This window comes from Mucilaginibacter sp. Bleaf8 (assembly GCF_018390515.1).
GTDB lineage: Bacteria > Bacteroidota > Bacteroidia > Sphingobacteriales > Sphingobacteriaceae > Mucilaginibacter.
This window is the reverse complement of the sequence record NZ_JAHBBK010000002.1, coordinates 1-22,430: the sequence shown is the minus strand read 5'-3', so window position 1 is coordinate 22,430 and position 22,430 is coordinate 1. Positions and strand designations below refer to the sequence as shown.

General features: G+C 43.5%; 11 protein-coding genes and 1 rRNA gene. 6 read left to right on the top strand and 6 right to left on the bottom strand.

Annotated elements, in window-relative coordinates; genetic code table 11:
- The first annotated feature begins 377 nt into the window (after positions 1-377).
- Positions 378-2,657, top strand: coding sequence for a glycosyltransferase family 4 protein (locus KHS38_RS08970; protein ID WP_213488230.1), 2,280 nt, complete (start codon positions 378-380; stop codon positions 2,655-2,657).
- Positions 2,658-3,668 carry a glycosyltransferase family 4 protein gene (locus KHS38_RS08965; RefSeq protein WP_213488229.1) on the top strand — a complete coding sequence of 337 codons (1,011 nt, stop codon included), beginning with the start codon at positions 2,658-2,660 and terminating at the stop codon, positions 3,666-3,668.
- Between the two features lie 68 nt (positions 3,669-3,736).
- Here KHS38_RS08965 and KHS38_RS08960 read toward each other — a convergent pair whose 3' ends face one another.
- The 4 genes from KHS38_RS08960 to KHS38_RS08945 all read right to left on the bottom strand — a co-directional run bounded on the left by KHS38_RS08960 (position 3,737) and on the right by KHS38_RS08945 (position 8,036).
- Positions 3,737-5,203 carry a glycoside hydrolase family 130 protein gene (locus KHS38_RS08960; protein WP_213488228.1) on the bottom strand — a complete coding sequence of 489 codons (1,467 nt, stop codon included), beginning with the start codon at positions 5,201-5,203 and terminating at the stop codon, positions 3,737-3,739.
- 168 nt (positions 5,204-5,371) lie between these two features.
- Positions 5,372-6,292, bottom strand: a complete 921-nt coding sequence (locus KHS38_RS08955) for a DUF58 domain-containing protein (RefSeq protein ID WP_213488227.1) — start codon at positions 6,290-6,292, stop codon at positions 5,372-5,374.
- A gap of 70 nt (positions 6,293-6,362) precedes the next feature.
- Positions 6,363-6,683, bottom strand: a complete 321-nt coding sequence (trxA, locus tag KHS38_RS08950) for a thioredoxin (RefSeq protein WP_213488226.1) — start codon at positions 6,681-6,683, stop codon at positions 6,363-6,365.
- Between the two features lie 150 nt (positions 6,684-6,833).
- Complete coding sequence (locus KHS38_RS08945) at positions 6,834-8,036, bottom strand: glycosyltransferase (RefSeq protein ID WP_213488225.1); 1,203 nt, start codon at positions 8,034-8,036, stop codon at positions 6,834-6,836.
- 284 nt (positions 8,037-8,320) lie between these two features.
- On the opposite strand from KHS38_RS08945, the gene KHS38_RS08940 reads away from it, so the two are divergent.
- Positions 8,321-9,622: an O-antigen ligase family protein gene (locus KHS38_RS08940; protein ID WP_213488224.1), complete on the top strand. Its 1,302-nt coding sequence runs from the start codon at positions 8,321-8,323 to the stop codon at positions 9,620-9,622.
- An 84-nt stretch (positions 9,623-9,706) separates the two neighbouring features.
- Here KHS38_RS08940 and dnaE read toward each other — a convergent pair whose 3' ends face one another.
- A complete protein-coding gene (gene dnaE / locus KHS38_RS08935) occupies positions 9,707-13,291 on the bottom strand; it encodes a DNA polymerase III subunit alpha (RefSeq protein ID WP_213488223.1) in 3,585 nt (1,194 codons plus the stop codon).
- Positions 13,292-13,621: 330 nt separating this feature from the next.
- On the opposite strand from dnaE, the gene KHS38_RS08930 reads away from it, so the two are divergent.
- The 3 genes from KHS38_RS08930 to KHS38_RS08920 all read left to right on the top strand — a co-directional run bounded on the left by KHS38_RS08930 (position 13,622) and on the right by KHS38_RS08920 (position 21,586).
- The gene (locus KHS38_RS08930; RefSeq protein ID WP_213488222.1) at positions 13,622-18,784 is read left to right on the top strand and encodes a translocation/assembly module TamB domain-containing protein; all 5,163 of its coding nucleotides are present in this window, start codon (positions 13,622-13,624) and stop codon (positions 18,782-18,784) included.
- Positions 18,785-18,788: 4 nt separating this feature from the next.
- Positions 18,789-21,047: a translocation and assembly module lipoprotein TamL gene (tamL, locus tag KHS38_RS08925; protein ID WP_213488221.1), complete on the top strand. Its 2,259-nt coding sequence runs from the start codon at positions 18,789-18,791 to the stop codon at positions 21,045-21,047.
- Between the two features lie 95 nt (positions 21,048-21,142).
- Positions 21,143-21,586: an aspartyl protease family protein gene (locus KHS38_RS08920; protein WP_213488220.1), complete on the top strand. Its 444-nt coding sequence runs from the start codon at positions 21,143-21,145 to the stop codon at positions 21,584-21,586.
- A gap of 718 nt (positions 21,587-22,304) precedes the next feature.
- Here the strand turns inward: KHS38_RS08920 and rrf are convergent.
- A 5S ribosomal RNA gene (rrf, locus tag KHS38_RS08915) occupies positions 22,305-22,416 on the bottom strand.
- Positions 22,417-22,430 lie beyond the last annotated feature (14 nt).

Below are 22,430 nucleotides of genomic sequence, written 5' to 3'. Positions count from 1 at the left end.
ACTTATATTCTAATGCCAGTGTTGTGCAAGCACATACTTATACTTGCACAACACTGGTATTGGACATGCCTTCTATATTCTTGATGTTGTACTTTCTGCATCACTTAAATTAATAATTGTGTACCAGGAGTGCATTAATTTTTAATTAATTTCATCAACAAGGCCTTAATCCTGCAATTTCTTCGTTATTATTTATATTGGTATAATTTGTGCAAGCAGTAGTACCGGGGCGGTAAATTTGTGCGTTTAGCCTCCTTTTTTCTTATCAGCTATATATAATTGCCCTCTTTTCAAGTCATACTGAAGCCGGGGCGCATAAGTATACATAGCATTTTCAGTACACTCAGCACATTTTTTAATACGATACGCTTAAAGATATGAAAGTAGCCTACATCTCAACCTATCCCCCACGCGAGTGCGGAATTGCCACGTTTAATCAAAACCTGATGCGTGCAATAAATGCTAACTTTCCTGAACGGAAATCATTATTGCAAGGCGGCTATGTGGTTGCCGTTAACGATTCAAAAGACTTGCAGGAGTACGAATATCCTGAAGAAGTAAAATATATAATCAGGCAAGATCACCAGAAAGATTATATCCACGCGGCTAATTACATCAATACCAGCGATGTGGATGTGTGCATTATGGAGCACGAGTTTGGGATTTATGGTGGCGAAAGCGGCATTTATGTATTGCCCTTACTTAATCGCCTCGAAAAACCGCTGATTTCTATTTTACATACCGTACTTAAAGACCCCAGCTATATCCAAAAAATCATCACCCGTGAAATAGCCGAACAATCGGCTAAAATTGTGGTGATGAGCAAACGCGCGGTAGAATTTCTGACTGAAATTTATGAAATTCCGGCAGAGAAAATACAGATCATAGAACATGGTGTGCCGGATTTGGAAGCGCCAAAAGAGAACCCGCTACGTAACCTGAGCGCATTTAAAGATCGCCGCGTAATGCTTACCTTCGGTTTAATAAGCCGTAATAAAGGGCTGGAAACCGTAGTAAAAGCCCTGCCTAAAATTGTTGCCCAGCACCCCGATGTAATGTACGTGGTGCTGGGCAACACCCACCCCGGCGTAGTGAAACACTCGGGCGAAGAGTACCGTGATTACTTAAAATCATTGGCTGCGCAACTTAAGGTATCTAACCATTTAACCTTCATCAACAAATTCGTTTCTGAAGAAGAATTGATGAACTACCTGTCTGCGGCTACCTTATATGTTACACCTTACCATAACGAGGCGCAAATTACCAGTGGTACCTTATCGTATGCCGTAGGTGCAGGTTCGGCGGTGGTTTCAACCCCCTACTGGCACGCTACCGAACTGCTGGATGAGAACCGCGGCCGCCTTTTTGATTTTAAAGACAGCGATGCTTTGGCTGATGTGATAAACGAACTATTAGGCGACGAAGCCGAATTAGCGCAGATCAAGAAAAATGCTTATGAATATGGTTTGCATTTACGCTGGCCTAAAACAGGAGCACAATACATCCAGATAGCGCAGGAAGCCTGCCTGCGCCACGATTTCAGGGACAAGATACTGCGTAACAGCATTGTTGACCCCGAAATTATGCCCAATTTTAGCCTTACCCATGTACTGCGCCTTACCGATGGTACGGGCATAGTACAACATGCTAAATACGGCATCCCGAACCTGAAAGAGGGTTACTGCCTGGATGACAATGCACGGGCATTAATTATGGCCTTGATGGCTTACCAGCGCAACAAGAGCAATGAGGCTTTTGAACTGCTGCCGGTATACTTAAGCTATATCCACTACATGCAAACGGATGATGGTAACTTCCGTAATTTCCTGAGCTTTGACCGCCGGTATCTGGATGATATCGGTTCGGAAGATTCGTTCGGTCGTACGATATGGGCATTGGGTTACCTTATTGGCTGTGCAGCCAGCAACTCTTACCGAGAGTTTGCATTGGAGTTATTCCATCGCTCGTTCGGGCATTTTAAATCGCTGGTTCACCTTCGCGGTATGGCTAACACCATTATTGGTATATGCCATTATCTTAAAGTTTACCCGACTGACGATGGCATGGTGAGTGAACTGATCAGGTTAACTACCCCATTGGTTGAAGCTTATGAAAAAACTGCATCTCCTGACTGGCAGTGGTTTGAAGAAGGTATGACGTACGATAACGCCATTTTACCGTTAGCCTTATTGCACTCATGCGAAATAACCGGGGATGAGAAAGTAAAACGAATTGCCATGGAGAGCATGTCATTCTTAGACAAGCTTACCCTATCTAACGGTTATTTAAGCCCCGTAGGTAATGATGGCTGGTATTACCGTGGCGGCACCTTCCCTACTTTCGATCAGCAAGCTATTGAAACCATGGCCATGGTACTGATGTACTTCCAGGCCTACCATACCCTGCGCGAGCCGGAATATATCGAAAAAATGTTCCTGAGCTATAAATGGTTCCTGGGTGAGAATACCTTACGTGCTCCGCTTTACGATCATGAAACCAAAGGCTGCTGCGACGGCTTGCTGCCAACCGGTATTAACCGTAATCAAGGTGCCGAAAGTACTTTGGCGTACCTAATATCGCACCTTACTGTATTGAAAGCCTTTGAGCTGGAGTATGAGTACAAAAAGTACGATAAGAAAAACTGTGAGGTGTGCTAAATGAAAGTTGCCGTATTAGCACCGGTTGCCTGGCGCACGCCGCCCAGGCATTATGGGCCCTGGGAGCAGGTAGCCAGTAACATTGCTGAAAGACTTATAAAAAAGGGTGTTGATGTAACCCTGTTTGCCACCGGCGATTCTATTACCGCAGGCAAGCTGGATGCCGTTTGTGCTACCGGTTATGAGGAAGACCGCACGCAGGATGCCAAAGTGTTGGAATGTTTGCACATCAGCAACGTAATGGAAAAGGCGGGGGAGTTTGATTTGATACACAACAACTTCGACTTTTTACCGCTTACTTATTCGGGGCTGATTGCTACACCGGTTATTACCACCATACATGGATTTTCATCGCCGTGCATTATACCTGTGTATAAAAAGTATAATGCCGGCACACACTATGTATCCATCAGTAATGCCGACCGTAATGCTGAACTGGATTACTCAGGTACGGTTTATAATGGACTAAACACGGCTGACTTTGCATTCAATAATCAGCCGGATGACTACCTGCTATTCTTTGGCCGCATACATCATGACAAAGGCGCTGCCGAAGCCATTGAGATAGCGCGTAAAAGCAAGCGCCGTTTATTGATGGCGGGTATTATTCAGGATGAAAACTATTACCGGGAAAAGGTAGAACCTTATATTGACGGTGAACAAATCGTTTATGTTGGCCATGCCGGCCCCGAGCAACGGAACGAGCTATTAGGTAACGCAGCGGCACTATTGCACCCTATTAACTTTAACGAGCCTTTTGGCATGAGTGTAGCTGAGGCGATGCTTTGCGGTACACCGGTAATCGCATTCAACCGCGGATCGATGCCGGAATTAATTAAAGACCAACAAACCGGCTTTTTAGTTCACAATGTGGAGGAAGCTGTTGAAGCGGTTAACCAGCTTGCAACCATCGCCCGTAATGAATGTCATCAATGGGCCAGCTCACAATTTTCGACAGAAAAGATGGTGGATGATTATTATGCGCTTTATCAACAGATATTAAACAGGTAAATATTTGCTTTTTTATAAAAGAAAAGGTCCGGCTACTTAGCCGGACCTTTTCTTTGTGTTATTCTTGCCTATAAACCATCTTCCTTCAATCTGTTTAGCAAAGTTTTTAGATCTACTTCAGCAAATGAGGTTGAATAATCGGACAAGCCATATGGGATAATTAGTTTCCCGTTATGAACAAATGAACCGCAGGAATAAATAACGTTAGGTACATAGCCCTCACGCTCATCACTGTTTGGAGAAAGCAAAGGTTCTTTTAAACGGCCAATCTCCACAGCAGGGTCATCCAGTTTTAGCAAACTTGCACCCAGTACATATTTACGCATCGGGCCAACACCGTGGGTAATTACCAGCCAGCCTTCTTCCGTTTCAATAGGCGAGCCACAGTTGCCAATCTGTACAAACTCCCAGGGAAATTTCGGCTGTTGTAACCGTTCAGGCTTTTCCCATATATTGATTTTATCGGAATACATGATATAGTTGTTCCAACCATCAATGCGGGATATCATGGCAAACTTGCCATTGATTTTGCGTGGAAACAGGGCCAGGTTTTTATTTTGTGCCCCTGCGCCATACAATGGCATTATCCGGAAGTTGATAAAATCGGTGGTTTGCAACAGCTTAGGCATAATGAGTGCACCATCGTAAGCAGTATAGGTGGCGTAGTATACAGAGCTGCCGTCATCATTGGTAAACTTTACAAAACGGGCATCCTCAATACCTTTACGCTCATACTCCGAGATAGGGAAAATAACCCGGTCGGATATATCGGTATCCAGCGAAAAAACAATTTCATAATAAGAGTCGGCCAGCCAAAGTATTTTATCATACTCCAGTTTAAGCAAGTCGTTTTCCTGTAACTTCTGCGAATCGGTTATCAAGCGGCGTAAGGTGGTATACTCAAATCGTTCATCCAGCTTTCCTTCCAACTCGCGCAATACGTCTACATTTATTTGGGTAGTAATCGCCTTATCAAAAAACAGCTGCTTATTATAAACCGCGTTGCGTACTATTTCGGCTTCATCAATATAGTTACCTGCCGGTAATACGGTAATATCATTGTTCTTATCTATCAATGCTCTGCGGAAGGTGATAGATGAGATGTGCCCCTCACCTACGGCCCTGAAACTGATAATAACACGGCGCTCGCCGTCCTCCAAATCGTTTTGATCGGGATCGTCTATAATTGACGGGTTAAAAAACGCGGCCGATTCAATAGAATACTCATGCGTAAAATAGGAACCGATCAACAATTTGCGATAGGTAGACAGTGCATCGTATTCTATGTTCAATTCTTTGAACACATCACTCAGCTTGCTGCAATGACGGTTAAGTACACGGGTAATGTTGCGGTGGCGGCTTGAGTACTCCTGCAACAAAGGAGAAATCAGGCCAAAAACTTTATCTTCATCCAGCTCCATTACCTGCTGAATTACTCCTTTTGCCCGCTCGCTTCCATTAAAAAAGAACCGGGCAATAACACGCTTAGCATCGGGATTTACTCTAATAGCTTTACGCTCGATAGAAAGTCTCATAGTAGAATTTATAGTTGTTCAATTAATGGACGGCTGGCCTGCTTAACAAGTAACAGCCGTTTAGCATCTGCATTTTCTGTATTGCTGATTTTGCCTTATCAACACAATTAAGAATATATTAAGTTTTGTTATTTGTAAAACTACAAGACCGCCATTAACTGTTTGTTGCTAAATCATTTTATTTCGTTTTACCAGATAGGCTTTCAGCAACTCATTATAACCGGCATGGATATGAGCATCCACTAAATCGACTTGGTATTGTGCGCACTTTAATGTAAGATCGTGACGGTATTGCTGCATAGCCGCCTGGTAACTTTCGCGTACACGGTTGGGATGTACTTTAATTTCTTCGCCGGTTTCTATATCCACAAAATGATGCGGACGGTTATCAAAGCCAAAATCAACCTCGTGTTGCTGGTCGTTCACATTAAATAGGATTACCTCGTGCTTATTGTACTTTAGGTGCTGTAGGGCAGCAAATAAAGCCTGTGCCTTTTCGGCGCTCAGGCTATTTTCGAGCATATCACTAAAAATGATAATCATGGAGCGCTGATGCACTTCTTCGGCTATGTGATGAATAACATCCGTCAGGTTAGTTTGGGTATTTGTGCGGGGTTGACGGTATGCCTTTTCGAGTTCGGCAAACAAGTAAAACATGTGGCTGGTAGTAGAACGGGCTGGGCTTAGCCAATCCACTCTATCTGAAAACAGGCACAACCCGAAAGCATCGCGCTGCTTTTTGAACAGATACATCAGCGAGGCAATGGCATAAACTGAAAACTGTAGCTTACTCAGACCCTTTTGCGGATAGTTCATAGATGATGAGGTATCCAGCAGCAGATAACAGCGTAAATTAGTTTCTTCTTCAAACTGCTTGACGAATAATTTATCTGTTTTGGCAAACAGCTTCCAGTCAATGTTCTTAACCGATTCGCCGCTGTTGTACAACCGGTGTTCTGCAAACTCTACAGAAAAGCCATGAAAAGGGCTTTGATGCAAGCCGGTAATAAAACCTTCAACCACCTGTCTGGCCAGCAGTTCTAAATTAGCCAGCTGTCTTATTTCCTGATTGGTATTTAAATCAGCCATCGGTTTAAAGTAATAAAAAAAGCGTTACTGTTAAGAGTAACGCTTTTTTTATATTGATTTAATGGAATGCTTAAGCCAGTTGTTTAACTAATTTATCAGCTAACACTGATTTTGGCACTGCACCAATTTGTTTGTCTACAATTTGTCCGTCTTTAAAGAACAATAAAGCAGGAATATTGCGAATACCAAACTTCATAGAAATACCGGGATTGTTATCCACGTTTACTTTACCTACTACGGCTTGACCGTCATACTCTTTTGCAAGTTCTTCAACCACAGGGCCAACCATGCGACACGGACCGCACCATTCAGCCCAGAAGTCAACTAATACTGGTTTATCTGATTTTAATACCAACTCCTCAAAGTTAGCATCGGTAATTTCTAAAGCCATGATTTTTATTTTTAATTTGTATTAACAAATATATAATAATCAAATTGCTTGCCACAAGTGCCCGCGTGACATTCTGACAATTTAATTACGGGATGCGCTCAATTAAATAAACCTCTGACAATGTGACCTCACTTTACCAGTCAAAGTGCCCTAACCGGTTTTGCCGGGCAGAAACAACATAGCATACCTTTCGGTGCACACACTGCCAGCTGCTAACTGGCTGATATCTTCAAAATAAACTTCGGCCAGTTGCATCCAATCCAGTTGCTTGCTATAACTATGCGCCTTACGCCTTATACGATCATATAGCATATCATCAGCGAGCAGCAGATTGATCCTTTCCAGGTAATCTGCTGCGTTATTAGGTTGGCATTTAAAGCCATTCACACCATCTTCAATCAAATCAGCAGCACATCCTCCATCAGCAATTACGCAAGGCAGCCCCGAGGCCATAGCTTCCAACACAGCATCGCCATCATTTTCGGAGACAGCGGTTGACACAAACACATCTACCGAAGCGTAAAGTTCGGCCAGTAAATTATGCTCCAGCTTACCAGTAAATACGGCATTTTTCATACGCTTCTGATACAGCTTTCTGTTTATTCCATCTCCTGCAATAATCAGGTTACAGGCCGTTTCACAATCCTGCAGGTCATCATAAATACTAAACAATATTTCCAGATCTTTTTCGCAAGTTAAGCGACCTGTAAATAACACATTAGGGTTATTATTACCGGTAAGGTACTGCATTAAGCCCCGGTTACGTTTACGCGGCGAAAACAGCAGAGTATCTACACCACGTTTCCATATTTTGATTTGGGTAGCCTTTACACCCAATTGCTGTAGGTGCTGCGCTGTATTTTTAGCCGGTACATACAACATATTGCAGCGATCATAAAACTCTTTTTTGAGAGCCGCTGCTTTAGGCTTTACCCAACCTATCAGGAACGGCATCCATTTCGAATAATAATCCACATAGAACGTGTAATGGGTATGGTGAATGGATATAACCGGCAAACGCTGCTGATTAGCAAATTGTATGGCAAAGGCGCCTAATAAAGATGGCGTTGCGATATGAACTACATCCGGCTTAAATTCCTGTAGCTTTTGAGATAACTCTTGAGCGGCCAATTGCGGTAAGGCTATCTTATAAGTGATGTTTGCCGGCAGCTTTACAGCCGGAATCTGTAGACACTCAAAGCTATACAACTTGTCGGGCCCTGCACCGCACACAAATAAAAACTCGAAGCGATGGCGTGGAATGCGCTTAATGAGCTGAAACATGGTGCGTGTAGCGCCATCAAAGTTCTCAACCAAAACGTCAGCAAAAAAAACGACCCGTATTTTATCCATCAACCTGTCTTTTAATGCAAAATACCAGTCCGGCTTAATCTGTGTATAACGTTAAGGTTAAATTTTTAAGCCGAGTAAAAAAACAGGCCTGTTCTAACATTTTGTCTGTTAGCTGGTTATACAGTTCAATAAATTTAGAGCAATAAATACATCATTCTAAAGTTATTTTTATTACATCCATGTTAAATTTTTAGCTCTTTAATCAACAAGGCAATTTTAGCAGAGAGCAATTATATACTTAGGGAGTAGCCATCAGATTGAGAGCAATAAAGTCAGTAATGTAAGTGAGCTTAGGCAAAAAAATCTACATCTACCTGCTTGTACTATTCTTAATCGCCTTTCCAAAGGGTGGTTTCAAGATAGACGAAGTACCTATAACTTGGGGGTACGTGCTGCTTGCTATTACTTTTTTTCTGATTTGTATACGTACGTTGGTTTCACCCCGCATCAATATATCCAAAATCCGGATGATCGCTTTTGGCGCTATTGTGCCATTTCAGCTTTACTGCCTGGTTGTGTTTCCGTCTAATGGGATAGCTAATCCGGGCTTTTATATGGCGCTGCTTACCAGCTTTATATTTATGCCTATGTTTTTCTTGCTTAATACAGGCGGATATTTAGACCGGATTGACTTGCATTATACTTTTAGAGTAATTAAAAATGCAATATTATTTGTGGCCGCTTATGGCATTATCCTGTTTTTCATTAAGCTGCACACCAAACAGTTTATTGAAATACCTTACCTAACGGTAAATGCCGACGATGTAGGCCAGCTGGAAAACAAATACATTAACCGGGGGTCTATGTTCAAGCTGATTTCCACCTACAACAACGGCAACATTTACGGCATATCTGTACTGATGCTTTTACCATTGTTTGACCAGCTTGAAAAGAACATTTTGAAGAAAGCAGTAGTATACCTATCCCTTATCTTAACCCTCTCGCGCACGGTTTGGATAGGCATTATTCTGTTTCAGGTTCTGCGGCTTTTCAATAAAAAGCTCAATATTAAAACCATTGGCATGCTGGCTGTATCGGTTGTTGTGCTGAGTGTAGGTATTTTTTATATGCTTGCCTTCATGAATTCGGACGCCAGCTTTTTGTTCGATAAAAACTTAGGTGGCAGAACTACGCAATTCACATCACTCCACAAAATTGAGCTGATCAGCAGCAAAAAGTTCCGGCTCATTGCCGAAATCATTTACATATCTGTACTGGCCGAATTTGGCGTTGTGGGACTGTTGTTGTTTTTGACAGCTATGCTTACGCCGCTATTTTTATACGTTACCAAACTGATTCGCTATAAGAATTCACCGGTAAAAAAGGCTTTATTTCATGGCTTGCTGATGTATTTGATCCTGTCATGGTCTGACGGGGCCATACTATACATACCAGTAATGGCTTTTTATTGGATGATCGTCGGGTTACTGTTATCCAAAAACCCTTACTTTCAGGGCAGCATGTATCAAAGCACTTCTACAAAAAAAATCACCCCATCGCCTGAAAGCTATCTGCTACTGCTACCACACAACCTACAGGGAGCGGGTAGATTGGCCACACCTAAAGATGTACCAGACTCGGTATAACTTATTAGCAGGTTGGATTATTATTGTACCTGCTTCCATAATTAAGTTTAAAATTTGATGAAAGCAGGTACAATACCAGTTGAATTACTTCAGCACCGGCGGCACATTAGTTAAATTTAAAATCTCTTCCAGCAAATCGTCGCTCGGGTTTACTTTAAAGTTTTTAGACGGCAGGTCGATAAATAATTTATCCTCGCTGTCTTTAATCATAAAGCGCAGGGCGCAGTTACGGTTAGCATACTTTTCGTTGTTCTTGTTTACCACTTGCTGCAGGCTTTGCAACATCTGCTCATTCAGGTTATGCAAGTGCAGGCAAACGGTGAGCGACTTGGTAAACTTATCGCGCATTTCTGACAGCAGGTTGATAGCCGACAAGCGCAAATCCCAGTTATCTTTCTGGCGGTACTTTTCCTCAACATTACCTTTTAGCTGAACAAAATAACCGTCGCCCAGCAAATTGCGGAACTTGATGTAATCATCACCAAACAGTGCAAACTCATAAGAGTCGTTATAATCTTCTAATATAAAGGTACCAAAAGGCTTACCCGTTTTGGTCATTTTATGCTGTACGTTGGCCATTAATCCGCCTATGCTCAGCTCACCCATCCGGCGTAGCTGGTTAAAGCGTTCAACAGTATCTTCCTTCGCCTCACCGCTACGCATAGCAACCAGTATTTTTAAGTCAGATACCCTGCACTGGCAGTATTTCTCTAACTCCAGCTTATAGTTATCCAATGGGTGACCGGTAAGGTAAATACCAATCACATCCTTCTCGTACTTCAGCTTTTCAATCAGCGGCCACTCTTCCACCTCAGGCATGGCCGGCTCTGGAATATAAGCTGCTACCGAACTGCCAAATAAGGAAGCCTGTGATGAGCTTTGGGTATTTTGATAGTCGTTAGAATACTTAGTTAAGCGCTCAATACCGGTTAGCAAGCCATTTTCCGTCTTGGCAAAAAACTGAGCGCGCCTGTGTCCGAAACTGTCGAAAGCCCCGCTATACACTAAGTTTTCGTATGCTTTTTTATTTACGTTGCGCGGGTTACTGCGCTGCGCAAAATCATATACCGATTTATACGGACCACGCTCCCGGCGCTCGTCAATAATACTTTCTATTGCTTTTTCACCAACACCTTTTACACCGGTTAAACCAAAACGCACATGCCCCTGCTTATTTACAGAGAATGCCATATCCGATTCGTTTACATCGGGCCCAAGCACATTGATACCCATGCGTCGGGTTTCTTCCATAAAGAAAGAGATTTTCTCGATGCTGTTCTGGTTATTCAACACCGCAGCCATGTATTCGGATGGATAATGAGCTTTTAGATAGGCCGTTTGGTAAGCTACGAATGCATAACAGGTAGAATGCGATTTGTTAAATGCGTACTGCGCAAAGGCTTTCCAGTCGTTCCAAATTTTGGTCAGCTTGTCTTTAGCGTGGCCTTTAGCCGTAGCGCCTTCCACAAACTGCGACTCCATTTTGTTCAGTACCTCAATTTGCTTTTTACCCATTGCTTTACGCAGCACGTCGGCATCGCCTTTACTAAAGCCTGCCAGCTTTTGGGATAAAAGCATCACCTGTTCCTGATATACGGTAATACCATAGGTTTCTCCCAGGTACTCCTCCATATCAGCCAAATCGTAGGTGATAGGTTCCAAACCATGCTTACGCTTGATAAAGTTCGGGATGTACTCGAGCGGCCCCGGGCGGTAAAGCGCGTTCATGGCAATCAAATCCTCAAACTTATCGGGTTTTAGTTCGCGCAGGTACATTTGCATACCGTCACTTTCAAACTGGAATGTACCGTTGGTATCGCCACGCTGGTATAGCTCGTACGTTTTCTGATCGTCGAGCGGTATATAATCAATATCTATCTCGATGCCATGATTTTGCTTAATCATGCGCAAGGCATCCTTAATAATGGTCAGGGTTTTTAAACCCAAAAAGTCCATCTTAATAACGCCAGCATCCTCAATTACACGGCCATCGTACTGGGTTACCAGCAGGTCAGAGTCCTTGGCGGTAGCTACCGGTACAATGTTGGTCAGGTCATCCGGTGCAATAATTAAACCCGCGGCATGCACGCCGGTATTCCGTACCGAACCTTCCAGCTTTTCGGCCTCGCGAAGTACGGTACCGCGCAGATCACTACCGTTTTTAATGTCTTGCAGTTCGGGAACCTGTTCAATAGCCTGTTTAAGTGTGATACCTAATGTATCGGGCACCAGCTTTTTCATGGCATTCACTTCCGATAGCGGCATATCCAACACACGGCCCACGTCCTGTATACTGGTACGGGCAGCCATAGAACCATAGGTAATGATTTGCGCAACCTGATTTTTGCCATACTTATCTACCACGTAATCAATTACGCGCTGACGGCCGGCATCGTCAAAATCCGTATCAATATCGGGCATCGACTTACGGTCGGGATTCAAAAACCTCTCGAACAGCAAGTTATATTTAATAGGATCGATATTGGTGATACCAATACAATAGGCCACAGCCGAGCCGGCTGCCGAACCACGGCCCGGCCCGATAAACACGCCCAGATCACGCCCGGCTTTAATAAAGTCCGATACGATAAGGAAGTAACCTGCAAACCCCATGGTTTTGATAGTAAACAGCTCAAAATCGAGCCGCTCCTGCACATCGGGCGTAATTTCTTTATACCGCTCTTTAGCGCCGGTAAAAGTTAAGTGTTTTAGGTACTCCCACTGGTTTAGGTTCTCCGCCTCCGCACCCTGGTGTATTTTAAACTCCTGCGGTATCGGGAAGTTGGGCAGCATGATGTCGCGCTTCAGCTTCAGCACGTCTACCTTATCTACAATTTCGTTGGTGTTATCTAATGATTCGGGCAGGTCATGAAACAGCTGCCCCATTTCGGCCTGGGTTTTGAAATAAAACTGGTCGTTCGGAAAACCAAATCGATAGCCTTTACCACCTTCCTCGTCGGTAGCAATAGGCGTGCTTTGCATATCGCCGGTGTTTACACACAGCAGAATATCATGCGCATTGGCATCTTGCTGATCCACGTAGTGCGAATCATTAGAGCAGATGATTTTAACGTTATGCTTTTTAGCGAATTTAAGCAGTACATTATTAATAATCTCCTGCTCTGGAATTGCGTGGCGCTGCAACTCGATGTAGTAATCCTCACCAAATATATCCAGCCACCATTTAAATTCCTGCTCGGCCTCTTCCTCGCCTTTTTTAAGGATAGCCTGTGGTACGGATGCACCAATACAGCAAGAGGTAGCAATTAAACCTTTATGATGTTTTAAAATCAGTTCCTTATCAATACGGGGCCACTTACTGTACAAACCTTCCATATATCCATATGAGCAAAGTTTGATGAGATTACGATAGCCCTCCGCATTTTTAGCCAGGAATAGTTGGTGATGACGAACGTCCTTTTTCTCTTTAGTGAATTGCTTTTTATGCCGGTCTTCCACCACGTAAAATTCGCAGCCTACAATGGGTTTTACATTGTGCTTGGCAGCCTCAGCCACAAATTTAAACACACCAAACATGTTGCCATGGTCGGTAATGGCGAGGGCCTTCATACCATCCGAAGCTGCTTTTTTATACAGCTTGGAAATATCGGCAGCGCCATCAAGTAAAGAAAACTGGGTGTGTACGTGTAAGTGAGAAAAATCTGGCATATCTAAATCCGTTTCAGCATTACAAATTTACGAAAAAGAAAAGAGCCATGAGGCAAGAAACAAGAGTCAAGACTTTTATTTATGTCATATTACACAGCTCTTTTAAGAGCCGGTCTTGTTATCAGGCGTTTATATATTTTACAAAAACTGACAGCTAATTCTTGCAAACCGGCCTTATGCACCACACCTCAATTGTTAGAGGAAAACATTTTGGGCACTTGTAAGTTTTGAGTTACAAACGGCATTTAATCGCCCTTGACAAGCCGGAGGCACACGGTTTGTATATATCAAATACAACTCTATTCTTCACCCTGCGAAAACTTACATAAATTGGAAAAATTTGGACGTATAGCTTTAAAAACCATACTTTGGATAATTGCGAGTGTCATTTTTCTGGTGCTACTTGTATTCGTTTTGATACAAGTTCCCGCCGTACAACAGTTTGCTAAAAATAAAGCGGTAAACTTTTTAGAAGGAAAAATACACACCAAAGTCGAAATTGGCCACATTACTCTCGGCCTGCCTAAACTACTGGTATTAGAAGATGTTTACTTTGAAGACCAGAAACGCGACACCTTAATTGCCGGCGACAAACTAAAAGTTGACATCAGTTTGCTAAAACTGCTTGACAGTAAAGTTGAGGTAAATGAAATTAACCTGCAAGGCATTACTGCCAAAGTAAGCCGTGGTGCCGACAGCACTTTTAACTTCGATTACATTATTAGAGCCTTTGCCGGCGAACAAAAAAAGGAACCGAAGCCTACCGATACCACTTCAACCATGAAGTTTTCGCTGGATAAGATTATCCTTGATCGTATTAACGTTACTTATAAAGATGTTATCACAGGCAATGATGTTAAATTTTTGCTTGGCCACTTTGATACCCGCATCAAAGATTTTGACATGGATAAAATGAAGTTCACTATCCCGAAAATAAACCTTTCGGATGTGAATGCACGCATTATCCAAACGCCGGTTGGCTCATCCATTGCCGAGGCTGCAACTGTTGATACCGCTACCCAACCCATGAACATGACCTTGAACCTGGGTACTATAGACGTATCTAAGATCAACGTGGATTACCGCACCAAAGAGATGCAGAGCAAGGTAAACCTGGGTAAGTTTTTGGTAGAGATGGATGCTATCGATCTCAAGAATCAGAAAGTAGGCATTAAAAGTATTGAACTGAATGATACGCGCGCAGGCCTAACCTTAGCTAAGCCGGAAACCGTACAAAAAGCAGTTGAAAAGACAGCAAAGAGGTTAGATACCCTGATTACCCCACCGCAAAGCAACAAGGGCTGGGCAGTGACTTTAGGTAAGCTTAGCTTAGCCAACAACGATATTAAGTTCGACAACAACGCACAGGCTCCGCTACGCCGCGGTCTGGATTTCGGTCACATGGACATTCACGGGCTGACTGTTGATATCGAGAACCTGAACTACAGTACAGATAGTACCTCGGGTAAAATTAACCAGATTGCCTTTAGCGATAAAAGCGGCTTTAACCTGAAAGAGGCCCGTACAGCATTCTTTTACGGCCCTAAAAATGCATCCCTGAAAGATTTATATATTGCTACTCCGCAAACCGTATTACAACGCAATGTAGAAGTGGCTTACCCTTCTATAGATGCCATTACAAAAGATATAGGCCGCCTGAGCATTAATGCCAATTTAGATGGCAGCCGTTTGGGCTTGCGCGATGTTTTACTGTTAATGCCTACGATGGCCTCTATGGAGCCCTTTAAAAGCTCGCCGGGTTCGGTAATACGAATCAACGGCCGGGTGATTGGACAGGTGAATAACTTACGCATCAATAATTTTGAGCTTACCGGGTTATCAAATACCCATATTAAAACATCGGCTACGCTAAAAGGCCTGCCTGATGTAAATAAGGCCTATTTTGATGTAAACATTGCCGACTTTAATACCAGTCGCGGTGATATTTACCGCCTGGCACCCCGAGGTACCATTCCGGCCACGGTGAGTATCCCGGAAAACATAAACCTGAAAGGCAATTTTAAAGGCGGTATGCAGGCCTTTGATACCCGCCTCAACCTCCGTTCAAGCTATGGTGCTGCTGATGTTACAGCAAACGTACGTAATGCCATGGATATGAAACGCATTGCCTACAATGCCAAAGCCAAAGTAAATAACCTGAATGTAGGTGCGTTAACCAAACAACCTAAAACGGTAGGTCGCTTAACGCTTACTGCCGACATTAAAGGTGCAGGTGCCGATCCTAAAAATCTGAACTTGCAGTTTGCGGCCAATGTAATCAGTGCACAGGTGCAAGGTTATACCTACCGCAACCTGGCTGCCAAAGGTAGTGCCCGCAATGGCGCTTACGTGGCCACTGCCCGTATGCGCGATCCGAACATTAACTTTAGTTTGGATGCCAAGGCTAACATGAATAAAAAATATCCATCTGTTAAGGCAACGGTACTGGTGGATAGCGTGAACCTGCAAAAACTGCATTTTGTAAAAGACGATATGCGCTTTCACGGCAAGCTGGTTGCCAACCTGCCAACTGCCGACCCGGATTATCTGAACGGTAGCGTAATGCTAACGGATATGATTCTGTTAAATAAAGGCCAGCGGATTCAGATTGATACCATAAGTGCCGTGTCTACCGCCAATGCCGATAGCAGCAGCCTGCGTTTGCATACACCTTTCCTGAATGCACATTTGGACGGTAAGTATCAGCTTACGCAAATTGGTACTGCTTTACAGGATAACATCAATAAATATTTTAACATGGCTTTAGCCAGTGGTGCACCAGCTACCCGTACGGCTAAAACTACTGCGCGCAGCGCTTATCCGGCACAGCAATTCAACTTTGACCTGCGACTGGTAAAAACGCCGCTGGTTACACAGTTTGCACCCGATTTGAAACAGTTGGATCCGATATTGATTAACGGCAGGTTCAACAGCCAAACAGGCGAATTACTGGTGAATGGTACCATGCCGCGTATCGTATACGGCACTAACGTAGTAAGCAATGGTAAACTGAACATCAATACCCAGAACAATGCATTAAATTACGGCTTAACCTTTGACCAGATACAAGCCGGCAGTAGCTTAAAACTGCTGTACCCAAGCATAACCGGTAATGCCCAGAATGATAAATTGAACCTGAGTTTGCAAATACGCGATGCTTCACAAAAAGAACGCTACCGTATAGCCGGTATATTTAGTGTACTGCCGGGTGCTTACCAGTTCAGCTTTTTACAAAACGGCTTATTGCTCGATTACATGACCTGGGCCGTTAACCAGAATAATGCCCTGCAGTTTGGTAGCCGCGGTATCATGGCGCGCGATTTTACCATCAGCAACAATAACCAGATACTAAGCGTAAACAGCACACCACAACAGCCCAATGCGCCAGTCAATGTACAGTTCACCAACTTTCATATTGAAACGCTAACCCGTTTGGCACAGCAAGATTCGCTGTTGGTAGGCGGTACCATTAACGGCCGTGCCGATGTGAGCAACCTGCAGGCATCACCTGTTTTTATAGCCGATATGAATATTGGCGACTTTAGTTTTAAAGGCGATACCGTAGGTAACATTGCTGTAAAAGTGAACAACCAGACAGCCAATGCTTATGCTGCCGATGTACGGATCACGGGGAAAGGTAACCAGGTTAATCTCACCGGCTTGTATTACACCGGCACCCCGGCAGGCCGTATGGACATGACGTTGGACATTGCCAACCTAAGCATGAAGAGTATTGAAGGTTTTAGCTTTGGTAATATTCGTAATGCAAAAGGTAATATCACAGGTCAGCTTAAAATTAGTGGTACCACATCAACACCACAGGTTCGGGGCGATGTAAACTTTAACCAGGTTGGCTTCAATGTATCCATGCTGAACTCTTACTTCACCATGCCTGATGAGCGAATTAGCTTTAATGATGAGGGTGTGATGTTCAATGATTTTACGTTGGTAGATTCGACCGGCAATAAAGCCATCATCAGTGGCGGAGTTTATACTAAAACATTTACCGACTTTAGGTTTGGCCTGGATATCAGAACGGATGATTTCCGTGCGGTAAACTCAACACGTGCCGATAACAAGCTTTTCTACGGCAAGCTGTACATCGATAGCCGCATCAAAATACGCGGGGATATGAATAAGCCAGTGGTTGATGCTTCCCTTACCGTGAACGACAAAACCGACATGACCTTTGTGCTGCCTACCACCGATCCAAGCATTGAAGACCGTAAAGGCGTAGTGGAATTTATTGACGCCGACGCACCAAAGCTCGACTCTATTTTACTGGCCAAACAACTGGATTCGCTGCGCAAATCAGACATTAATGGTATGGACGTTACCGCAACCTTAAAGGTGAGCAAAAACGCTAACTTTAACATTGTGATTGATGAGCGTAACGGCGATGTGGTGCATATTAAAGGCGATGCGCAACTGGAAGCAGGTATTGACCCAAGCGGCAAAATCAACCTCACCGGTACTTATACAATTAACGAAGGTTCTTACCAATTATCTTACGGACCGGTTAACCGCCTGTTCCAGTTCAAAAAAGGTAGTACAATTGTTTGGACCGGCGACCCAACCAGCGCCAACATCAACTTAACTGCGTTTTATATTGCCAACGTACCTCCTATCGACCTGGTTGATGATCAGTTGGCTGGAACAGACGCACAACGTACCGTTTACAAACAAAAGCTGCCGTTCTATATCAACCTGAACTTAACCGACCAGTTACTGACTCCTAAAATCGGTTTCGATATCGTATTACCGGATAGCAATTATACCGTACCGCAAGATGTGGTTAATAATGTGAACACCCGTCTGGATCAGATTAAACGTGACCCTAACGAGCTGAATAAACAAGTACTGGGTGTGCTGGTATTAGGCCACTTTATTGGCGATAACCCGCTGCAAAGCCAGGGTGGAAGTGCCGGTGTAGAAGGTGCCGTGCGTAATAGTGTGAGCGGTTTATTATCTAATCAGTTAAATAAACTTGCCGGTGACTTTATTGGCGGTGTAGATTTGAACTTTGACTTACAATCGGGCCAAGACTACTCAACCGGTACGGAACAAAACCGAACCGACCTTAATGTGGGTTTATCCAAACGATTCCTGAACGACAGGCTAACCGTTACCGTGGGTAACAACTTCCAATTGGAAGGCAGGCAGCAGCCAGGACAAAGATCAAGCACGATTGCTGGTAACGTAAACCTGAATTACCGCTTGACCAAGGATGGCCGCTACATGCTGCGTGCTTATCGTCGCGATCAGTACATCGTAATTCAAGGCCAGGTAATTGAAACAGGGGTAGGCTTCTCATTAAACGTAGATTATAACCGCTTTAAAGAGATCTTCTCGAAAAACAGCCGCGAAGACAAAGCTTTATTACGTCAGAAAAAGCAAGAAGAAAAAGAGAAAAAACAACAACAGGAACAAAAAGATAAAGAACAAAACCAACCGGCTGAGGAGCCTAAGCAAACCACAGACGATTCACACTAAACCAATGAATAAAAATTTAGCGCAATTATTAATTCTTGCTACTTTTATTTCGGCCTGTAGTACAACTAAAGATTTGCCCGCCGGGCAAAAGTTGTACACAGGAGGCGAAATAGATATTACTGACAAAGACCTTCCTAAAAATGAAAAAAGCCTGCTGAAGAGTGATCTGCAGGCTTTGCTGCGACCAAAACCGAACGGTAAAATTGGGCCTTTCCGTTTTAAGCTATGGGTTTATCAAAAAACCCGCACGACCAAAACCAAAGGTTTAAAACACTGGCTTAACACTAAATTTGGCGAACCGCCTGTTCTGGTAAGCGCTGTTGACCTCACTCAAAACAGTTCAATTCTGCAAAACCGTTTACAAAACCGCAGCTATTTCCAGGCGCAGGTAACCGGCGATACAGTAGGTAAAAAGAAAGTGGCTAAGGCTGTATACACAGTTACCACCGGGCCATCTTACAAATACCGTAATATCATCTTCCCTACCAGTAAAGATGTTTTAGACACTGCCATAGCAGCCACATCAGCCCGTTCTGTATTGAAAAAAGGCGATCAGTATAACCTGGATGCGATCAAAGCTGAACGTGTGCGCATTGACGCCCGCTTGAAAGAAAAAGGCTTTTATTACTTTGCTCCCGAAAACCTGATTGTACGTATTGATAGTACCATTGCAGGCCATCAGGTTGATGCTTACGTAAAAGTAAAAGATGATGTAAGCGACCGTGCCCGCCGTGTTTACTCAATAAAAGACATCTATGTTTATCCACGTTATTCCCTGCGCGACACCGCTTTAAAACTGGATTCGGCCGAAAAATACCGTTGGTACCATGTGATTGACCGTCGCCATACGGTGAGGCCGTTTGTGTTTAAGAACACTATTTTGCTGCACCCCGGTGAGGTTTATAACCGTACAGATCACAACAACTCTCTGAACCGTTTTATTGAGTTAGGTCCGTTCAAGTTTGTGCGTAACCGCTTTGATGATGTATCCACTGCCGATTCAGCTAAACTGAATGCATTTTATTTCCTGACCCAGTATCCACGTAAGTCTTTATCGTTTGACGTATTAGGCCGTACAACTTCGGCTAACTACAACGGTACGCAGGTAAATATCAACTGGCGCAACCGCAACGCTTTTAAAGGTGCCGAAGCTTTAACCGTTACTTTGTTTGGTAGTACCGACGGCCAGATATCCGGCCAGTTTGGTGGTGGTCATGCGTTGTCTCAAGTAGGTATTCAAACCACCCTATCATGGCCTCGCTTTATCAGTCCGTTCAATTTTAAGGCCGACAACGCTTACATACCACGTACCAACTTATCAGTAGGTTACTCAATTGTGAACCGTAGCGGCCTGTATAACCTGAACTCTTTTAACGGTTCATTTGGTTATCAGTGGAAACAAAGCGTACACAAATCGCATGAGTTGAACCTGATTAACGTTACTTATGTAAAACCTGCAAGCGTAGACACGGCTTATACCAATAACATTGAGGTTACCCGTAACCCTACTTTAAAACACGTTATTGACCCTCAGTTTACCATCGGCCCAAGCTATAGCTATACCTATACTAACACTACCGAAACTTACCGTACCAACACGATTTATTACAATGGCCGTATAAGCACCTCGGGCATTATTTCGGGTTTAATAATGGGCGCCGATACTTTGGCAGGTAAATCTAAAAAACTGTTCGGCAGCAACTTTAACCAGTATATAAAACTGGAGAACGAGATCCGTTATTTTCATAAAGTTGGCCTGAAAAGCCAGATAGCAGCGAAGTTTATTGCCAGTGCAGGTTTACCTTATGGTAACTCTACCATACTGCCTTACAGCCAGCAGTTCTTTATTGGTGGAGCTAACAGTTTAAGAGGTTTCCGGGCACGTTCAATAGGTCCGGGTGGTGTTGACCCATCGCAGTATATCACTACCAACAATGGCTTCATTGCCGACCAATCGGGCGATATAAAGCTGGAAGCAAGTTTGGAATACCGTCCGCATTTATTCAGCATCGTGTATGGTGCTTTGTTTGCCGATGCCGGTAACATCTGGAATGCCAAACCGCATCAGGCAGGCGGTACCTTTGGCCCTAACTTCTTGAGCCAGATTGCTGCCGACGTTGGTTTCGGTTTACGTTTTGATGCCAGCGTGCTGGTACTGCGTACCGACTTTGGTTTCCCTGTACTGAAACCATTTACCGCAAGCAACCCGAACGTGAATTACGATAAAATGGTTTTCAACTTAGCTATCGGTTATCCATTCTAATCAGTCATTATAACGATCATATAAAAGCCCTCTCCTACTCCGGAGAGGGCTTTGTTTTTAATATCCAAGCATAGTTTTACTAACTTTACCCTTTCATGAAAATCAGTATCCCCCTCCAGCTAATCGATCTGCACGATGACGGCGTTCATATCCTTGTAAAAGTAACCGTTTGCAATACGCAGTTTAATGTTGTGGTTGATACCGGGGCTTCAAAAACTGTATTCGATCATCATATGCTTTTACAAGCCGAAAGCCCTGTTGAGGTTGTGGCTACAGAAAAGCTATCGGCCGGGTTGGGTACCACTTCCATGCAATCTTTTACAGCCATAGTGCCTGATTTTAAAATAGGGAAACTATACATGACACAATTTGAGGCGGCCGTACTTGACCTATCGAGTATTAACGATGCGTATTCTCAACTGAATCACCCTCAGGTGTTGGGTGTTCTGGGCGGCGACATATTGATGCAGTATCAGGCAGTGATTAATTATGGTCGTAGAAAACTTTACTTAACCTTACCCGAAAAAGATTCAGATTAACGGCAAAAACCGACCTTATTTGCAAATAGACAACATCTTTGTTGCATTACCCAGGAGCACATACGATATTAAAGCAGGTGTGACGATAGTTCACTTTAGCTTTTCAACCAATTACTTAAACCCCTGGATAAATCATTCAGCTGTAGCTGATCGATTCTTAGCGTATGCGGCTTTTATACCATTCTGTTTGACACATTATTCGAGTCTTAATAGCTCTGCTTTAGCTTTTCCTGAGATATGAAGTATCAGCAATATGGTAGTATAATAAGATTTTACTTGCTTTCTTTACAGTCACTTAAAAACAATCAAAAACTTAAATCAACTTATAAGGCGTCAATTGGTTACATCCGGAGTAAAGGCGACTGAAATGACGACCGAATGTTTTAATAATATCAGAAAGATATTACCTGTAGTCACAATTCATCAAGGAAAAGAGAAGCCTCATTCTGCGATAATCTAAAACGTTTTCATCAAATCCGTAAATGCCAAAGGCAAAGAAATGGAGATGTATATAGATTATTAGGACAACCAAAACACAACAGCACTTGATTAATGGGACTTTCCGAAATAAGCTTTTCGGAAAGGGAAGCTAACGCCTTCGGGCGATAGGTGAACAAAAGGGAATGGTTTGAGAAGATTCTGAAAAGGATAATCAACCCTCCCCAAGACGCAAAAAGCCCCTGATGCATATTTTGCAAGAGGGGCTTGGATTTGTAGGGTTTGGCGCCGACCTACTCTCCCACGTGTTACCGCAGTACCATCGGCTCTGGCGGGCTTAACTTCTCTGTTCGGAATGGGAAGAGGTGGACACCGCCGATATAGGCACCTGAATATTTTTATTGTT

Excerpts from the sequence above, each read along its gene's own strand:
- KHS38_RS08920 (WP_213488220.1), top strand. The coding sequence starts at position 21,143 with ATGAAAATCAGTATCCCCCTCCAGCTAATCGATCTGCACGATGACGGC.
- dnaE (WP_213488223.1), bottom strand. The coding sequence starts at position 13,291 with ATGCCAGATTTTTCTCACTTACACGTACACACCCAGTTTTCTTTACTT.
- tamL (WP_213488221.1), top strand. The coding sequence starts at position 18,789 with ATGAATAAAAATTTAGCGCAATTATTAATTCTTGCTACTTTTATTTCG.
- KHS38_RS08945 (WP_213488225.1), bottom strand. The coding sequence starts at position 8,036 with ATGGATAAAATACGGGTCGTTTTTTTTGCTGACGTTTTGGTTGAGAAC.
- trxA (WP_213488226.1), bottom strand. The coding sequence starts at position 6,683 with ATGGCTTTAGAAATTACCGATGCTAACTTTGAGGAGTTGGTATTAAAA.
- KHS38_RS08960 (WP_213488228.1), bottom strand. The coding sequence starts at position 5,203 with ATGAGACTTTCTATCGAGCGTAAAGCTATTAGAGTAAATCCCGATGCT.
- KHS38_RS08965 (WP_213488229.1), top strand. The coding sequence starts at position 2,658 with ATGAAAGTTGCCGTATTAGCACCGGTTGCCTGGCGCACGCCGCCCAGG.
- KHS38_RS08970 (WP_213488230.1), top strand. The coding sequence starts at position 378 with ATGAAAGTAGCCTACATCTCAACCTATCCCCCACGCGAGTGCGGAATT.
- KHS38_RS08955 (WP_213488227.1), bottom strand. The coding sequence starts at position 6,292 with ATGGCTGATTTAAATACCAATCAGGAAATAAGACAGCTGGCTAATTTA.